Below are 5,331 nucleotides of genomic sequence, written 5' to 3' on the forward strand. Positions count from 1 at the left end.
CCTTTCCTATTCATATAGTAATGCACGTGTTTGGTTTTCAAAATTTTCAGAAGAATACTCTTTGTTAGAGGTGGAAACTTTGCCACCTTATTTATATTTAATGAGCCAGGACATGAGATTTTATACTTCAGACTCAATGATTATCTCTCCTTTTTTCGTTGTTGATGAAAAAATTACTACCCAAGGCTTTTCTGAATTATGTGAGTACGTGCAGAAGCATTCCAAGGTACCAAGGCAGGACTTAAAAGCAATTTCAGAGCTATATAAAGGGTTGATTAAGCATATTGATGAGTTAATGAGCGATGATCCGAACTGGGTGAGTCGCAAAAATTATGACATAGATAAAATTTAATTAACTTCCTATAATAGTCAATATGCCTCATTATGTCTCTCTGTTAGGTGTTGACAAGTCGCAAGTGATAGGATACAATCCTGCTTAGCATTTTAAGGAGGTTTTAAAGCCTCCTTTTTAGTCTAGTATTTGATCGACAAATAAAGAAGTATTATTAAATGTTAAAATATGGCTGCTACAAATGAATTAATGATTTTAATATCAATGCTCAATTTTATTAAAACCAATAGACCTTTCAAAGGTATAAAGAACATTGTAACGGAAGAAATTTTACCTTTTGAAACATTTCAAACTAAAACTATGGGAAATATACAGATTTTTGAAATTGATTTATTAAAAATGTCTAACTTCCCTGAATTAAACGAAAAGAAATCTTTAATATGGGCAATACGTGAATCAAATGGAATGAATATATTAGTAAAAACTAAAAAATCTGAGGATGAACCATTTCAAATTTCATATTCTGGTTTTACTAAAACTCAAATTAGCTATTACAAAAATCACTTACTGGAAGCAGATAAACACGGCTGTCTAATTGAGCATAGTTAATAAATTTTGTATTCAATCTTTTCCATCATAGAGCTAAATTCTAACCACTCAAATTTTTCAAAATTAGATTCTCTATAACCATCTAACTCAAAAAATTCTATACTACTCAGAATAAAAACATAAAAAACCCACTCTGGTATCCTCATATTGATGAATCAGCAGTCCACCAACCTATTCGACAATAAGATTTCAGATAAGATTGAGCTTTGCTTCAATTGTGTTCATAATTTTAATCCAGGAAATTTTGGTACTTATACGGAAGAAGATAGAAGGTATTTTAAAATAAGATAAAATAGTTTACGCATTTTTGCTATAATTTTGTTTAGTTAAAATATGGAACAAATTGTATATCGAAATATCCGCTCTCTTCACCCAAAAATCCGACCACTGACCCTGGATGAGAAAATCGATGAGTTGAAAAATCATCCAGGCTTTGATTTGTTGATTGAACGAATTTATTCTCAGGTTCAGATTAAGGGAAGATTTCAAGGGTTAATTGATTGATGGGTGAGGTAATGTTGTATGGGAGAAATTCATAAAGTTTTTAGCTTTATTGGCTTATTCGAATCTAATGTGAGAAAATATAATTCTACACATTTTCGCATGGATTCTCGTTATAAAGGAATCAATCCACCTGATAATGTTTATTGGAGGCGAAAGCCAATTGATAATGAATGGCGTTTGATGCTATATCAAAATTTATTCTCTTTTGTTACTTTCTCAGATAATTCATATAATTGGAGTAGTGTTCGTGTCCTTCTTTGGGGTTTAACAATAAAGTCTGATTTTTTAATGGAATGCGATTTACATCCATAACTTTGTATACAGAAAAACCTAAAAAATTCATGGATTTTGAGCCAATCACCTAAATTTCTGTTAGGTTTTAGTTCTTATTGCCGATAATAAGACTAACTTATTCATTTATCGGGGGTTATATGCCCCCGATTTTTTTATCTGATTTCAGAGAATTAATCTCGCTATATTTAGATCGCCAACAATATTGATCGAGACAAAGAACTCTGATTATTTTTTGGTAGTTTTCTTTTTTGCGGACTTACGATTTCTAGTAGTTATTTCCTTTACCATTGGTCGATTCTTTAGGCTAGGAATATCAAACAATTCTCTTGGATGAATTCCTAGCCCATCAGCAATGATTAATATTGTCCTTAGTGAAGGAGTGCTTATCGCAGCTTCAATTTTCTGGTAATTTCTAACACTTAATTCGATTCCTGCTACAAATTCCTGGCTCAACCCTTGTTTTTTTCTTAAAACTTTCAGATTTTCACTAAATTCTTCGAGAATCTCTTCGTAACTTTTCTGCACATATTGATTCTATTTGATTTACGATGCATTGAACACGATTCACAAATCACGATGTGCACATCGTTTTTTGTTGACCTAATACCTTGCTAACCTTAATTATGGTGCGTAAGGAACTCTTTGGGGAATTAAAGGAGGGTATAAAGAGGAGGTTCCTGGATAACTTTTTTGAAAGTAGGGAACTTTTATGGCAAACGGTAAATTTAACACAATATTAGATATTTATCAAACTGCAAACTCAGCTGCGACAAAGCGAAACACTGAGGCTTTGTTAAACGCAGCAATTGAACAGAACCAGCAAATCCTGGAGCTGAGGCAGCAATTGCATATTGCCCAGGAACAAGCTAATAGGATTACGGCAAAGCAACTTGATTTACAACTTAAGGAAGCGGTCGCAAAGCAAGAGCAGAAGTTTTTGAGAAAGTTTGTATTTACTTTTGAGACCGCCATTGAAGAAGCCCTTCAATTATCTGATGGTATTGCAAAATACGCATTCTTAAATTTTGATATATTACCTGTTGTTGGTTTTGTTGAGGATGCGGTAGAGAAACTTGATAATCTTGATGATAAGCGTTCTGCCAGAAATCAGTTAAAGATTTTAAAAGAGAATCAAGACTTCAGTAAAAAATACGAGAAAGACTATCTGAATTCAAGCTTATGTAAGTTTAGAAAATTAGCTGAGAATTTTTCCGAACAAGATGAATCTCCTTTACCAGAAAAGACTCAAATTCTGGAGGTCGTTTATCACAAATATGAATCAAAATATATAATGCCAATATCTATTGCGGCAATTGCTTTTTTGATAAATATTTGGGTGCTTACTCAAATGTCATTAGACGAATGGATTTCTGAATTTTTATGGACTGGTATTTTTTCAACGATAGGGATGCCTTTGGGGATGTTCATTTACATCATGAGTAAAGGCTATTTACCCAAGGATCAGATTGAGAAAGAAAACCAAAAGTTAAAAGATGAATATGATAAACGCTTGGAAGAGGCAGAATCAACTTATAAAGAACAAATGAAAGAATATGAAAAGATGAAATTAGAATCTGATGAAAAATTAATTGAGCATGAAGACGCCAGATATCATGCGCTCGAAGATTTTCCTGAATATTTCAGATTCAGAGATCATATTATAAAACAGTTTTCGGTTAAAAAATTTAATTCAAACTAAAAGAGGTTTCAAGTGTATAAAATCAAATTTCTAACAGCGAGTTTAATAACTCTCTTAATTTCTATTTCTTGCCAGAGCTTTTCAAAGAGCCGTGAATCGGCGATGAAAGACTCTGAAGTAAAACCAACTTATTTTGAAGATTCCCTTTATATAAAAGGGAAATTGGCGGGAAGGATCGTGAGTTGGGGCGGTTTGTCTGATACCAACAAACAATTGAGGCAAAAGCATTTAGGTCTTTTAATGGGAAATTTACAAGCGGATTCTCGTTTTCACGAAATTTTTCCTTATGGGCGCTGTGGTAATAAAGAAGCCCGTGCGCTGTCAGGAAAGGAGATATATAATCTAAATGGAAATTTGAAATTAGTAATTATCGAAGATACTGTTGATGCAAAAAAATGTCCTGAATTAGGAAATTATATTATTTGGTATGAAGAAGAAAAAGGTACTGGCGGCTATTACTATCGACTGGAAAGAGCTAAGAACTATTTTTCAAATGCGAGGGCATTATTTGATGATTCAGTAGTTTTCGGAGAGATCATTTCTAAACATGAAAGTTTATTTTCTGATAATTAGTTCGATTCTATTATTATTTTCTTTCTGTCAGACAACGAGAGAAAGATTCAGAGGTGAATCGGTTGAGTATCAGCCAAAAGTAACTTGTTTTGGACTTGAAGAAGTAACTGCTAGAAAAGGTGAATGTGTTGATAAGGTTTGTAAGCCCGGTCAATGTAGAAGTGGAAATTGCCAAGACGGTCAAGGCCGTCTTAACTTTCCTAATGGTTCAGAATATAAAGGCAAATTTCTCAATGGAGAATTTAGTGGGGAAGGTATTTTAGATAAATGTGATGGGCTTAGGATTGATGGTATATTTGAAAACGGATATGCTAGGCAAGGGACAATTCTTTTTCATGACGGAAGCAGATATCGAGGCTATTTGGCTAAAAATATTCCTAGCGGTTATGGAATGTGGGTTTCTTCCAACAAAAAACTTGTTTATGAAGGCGACTTTGTCAATGGTCAAAAGAATGGCTATGGGCTTATCGAGTCAGATGAAGGAGAAATATGGCAGGGTAGTTTCAAAGATGATCTTCTAAATGGAAATGCTCTGTATAAAAATAGCCGGTATAGTTTAACTGGAACCTGGAAAAATGGAGAAAGAATCGGCCGACATGAGTATATTGATTTCACTGGTATCGGTTATGTTAAATTTTCTGATGAAGGAAAAATTCTCGAGGCAAAATCAGGAGAAGATATTCGACGGCAGGAAGTTGTTGAGAAAATTGCCGAAGCTCAAATTAGAGCAGAATCAGATTTGAGACATGGTAAAGAGTTTTGTGAGAAATTCATGTATTCATTAGCCGATTATGTTAAAATCGGAGACAAGGGTGGATGCACGTCAAGTTGCAAAACATCTTGTGGTAAATTATGGAACTTATATTCAAAAGACGGAGATCATTGTGAACGCCAATGCAGATTGTGTTGGAGAGTTCTTGAATATCCGCTCTTTGATTGTAAGTCGGTCAGTCCTTATCCAGTTTATCTGCCTGACAAAATCTGAAAATATTAAGTAAGTTTATCAATCATCTTCATCGAAATAAGCTCCGCAAGTTCCGGATACATTTGCCCAGGCGAAAAAGACGTTCTTCACTTCAAAGCGCTCGCCTGGCGGTATATTATTGTGTCTTTTACATAAAGGAATGATGAAGTGATATGGACTGTATGGTTCTATTTTATAAACATGCGCACCAACTAGATGGTTTGTCTCATTACATCCTACAACAGCACAATACTCGGCATTTCGACGTGCTGCATTTTCCCAATGATTGAGCCAAGAACCACATTCACATTTCTTTCCGGTAGTATCTGGAATATTTTCTACAATTGGCATAAAGTTAGAATTTAGACCGTATTATCTGAAGTGGAAAGAGAATTA

9 protein-coding genes are annotated in these 5,331 nt (G+C 34.0%); 7 read left to right on the forward strand and 2 right to left on the reverse strand.

Annotated elements, in window-relative coordinates; all coding sequences use genetic code 11:
• The 4 genes from EHS15_RS03315 to EHS15_RS03325 form a co-directional block, all read left to right on the forward strand.
• The coding region (locus tag EHS15_RS03315) for a hypothetical protein (RefSeq protein ID WP_210416282.1) at positions 1-352 on the forward strand (352 nt) is incomplete at its 5' end.
• A gap of 168 nt (positions 353-520) precedes the next feature.
• Positions 521-901, forward strand: a complete 381-nt coding sequence (locus tag EHS15_RS03320) for a hypothetical protein (RefSeq protein ID WP_135759128.1) — start codon at positions 521-523, stop codon at positions 899-901.
• 333 nt (positions 902-1,234) lie between these two features.
• Positions 1,235-1,405 (forward strand): hypothetical protein, encoded by a 171-nt coding sequence (locus EHS15_RS19040; RefSeq protein ID WP_167884143.1) that lies wholly within the window; start codon positions 1,235-1,237, stop codon positions 1,403-1,405.
• Positions 1,406-1,423: 18 nt separating this feature from the next.
• Positions 1,424-1,717 (forward strand): hypothetical protein, encoded by a 294-nt coding sequence (locus EHS15_RS03325; protein WP_135759129.1) that lies wholly within the window; start codon positions 1,424-1,426, stop codon positions 1,715-1,717.
• 207 nt (positions 1,718-1,924) lie between these two features.
• Here the strand turns inward: EHS15_RS03325 and EHS15_RS03330 are convergent, their stop codons facing one another.
• A complete protein-coding gene (locus tag EHS15_RS03330; protein ID WP_135759130.1) occupies positions 1,925-2,224 on the reverse strand; it encodes a helix-turn-helix domain-containing protein in 300 nt (99 codons plus the stop codon).
• 184 nt (positions 2,225-2,408) lie between these two features.
• On the opposite strand from EHS15_RS03330, the gene EHS15_RS03335 reads away from it, so the two are divergent.
• The 3 genes from EHS15_RS03335 (at position 2,409) to EHS15_RS03345 (ending at position 4,956) form a co-directional block, all read left to right on the forward strand.
• Positions 2,409-3,398: a hypothetical protein gene (locus EHS15_RS03335; protein ID WP_135759131.1), complete on the forward strand. Its 990-nt coding sequence runs from the start codon at positions 2,409-2,411 to the stop codon at positions 3,396-3,398.
• Between the two features lie 102 nt (positions 3,399-3,500).
• Entirely contained in the window at positions 3,501-3,971 is a 471-nt protein-coding gene (locus EHS15_RS03340) for a hypothetical protein (RefSeq protein ID WP_167884144.1), read from the forward strand.
• Positions 3,946-4,956 (forward strand): MORN repeat-containing protein, encoded by a 1,011-nt coding sequence (locus tag EHS15_RS03345; RefSeq protein WP_135759133.1) that lies wholly within the window; start codon positions 3,946-3,948, stop codon positions 4,954-4,956. Before EHS15_RS03340 ends, EHS15_RS03345 begins: the two co-directional genes overlap by 26 nt.
• Positions 4,957-4,974: 18 nt before the next feature.
• Here EHS15_RS03345 and EHS15_RS03350 read toward each other — a convergent pair whose 3' ends face one another.
• Positions 4,975-5,286, reverse strand: coding sequence for a hypothetical protein (locus EHS15_RS03350; RefSeq protein ID WP_135759134.1), 312 nt, complete (start codon positions 5,284-5,286; stop codon positions 4,975-4,977).
• Positions 5,287-5,331: the final 45 nt, after the last annotated feature.

Source organism: Leptospira idonii (assembly GCF_004770995.1).
Lineage (GTDB): Bacteria > Spirochaetota > Leptospiria > Leptospirales > Leptospiraceae > Leptospira_A > Leptospira_A idonii.

Bases quoted from the DNA above. Each gene is read 5' to 3' on its own strand.
- EHS15_RS03320 (WP_135759128.1), top strand. From the start codon at position 521: ATGGCTGCTACAAATGAATTAATGATTTTAATATCAATGCTCAATTTT.
- EHS15_RS19040 (WP_167884143.1), top strand. From the start codon at position 1,235: ATGGAACAAATTGTATATCGAAATATCCGCTCTCTTCACCCAAAAATC.
- EHS15_RS03325 (WP_135759129.1), top strand. From the start codon at position 1,424: ATGGGAGAAATTCATAAAGTTTTTAGCTTTATTGGCTTATTCGAATCT.
- EHS15_RS03335 (WP_135759131.1), top strand. From the start codon at position 2,409: ATGGCAAACGGTAAATTTAACACAATATTAGATATTTATCAAACTGCA.
- EHS15_RS03340 (WP_167884144.1), top strand. From the start codon at position 3,501: ATGAAAGACTCTGAAGTAAAACCAACTTATTTTGAAGATTCCCTTTAT.
- EHS15_RS03345 (WP_135759133.1), top strand. From the start codon at position 3,946: ATGAAAGTTTATTTTCTGATAATTAGTTCGATTCTATTATTATTTTCT.
- EHS15_RS03350 (WP_135759134.1), bottom strand. From the start codon at position 5,286: ATGCCAATTGTAGAAAATATTCCAGATACTACCGGAAAGAAATGTGAA.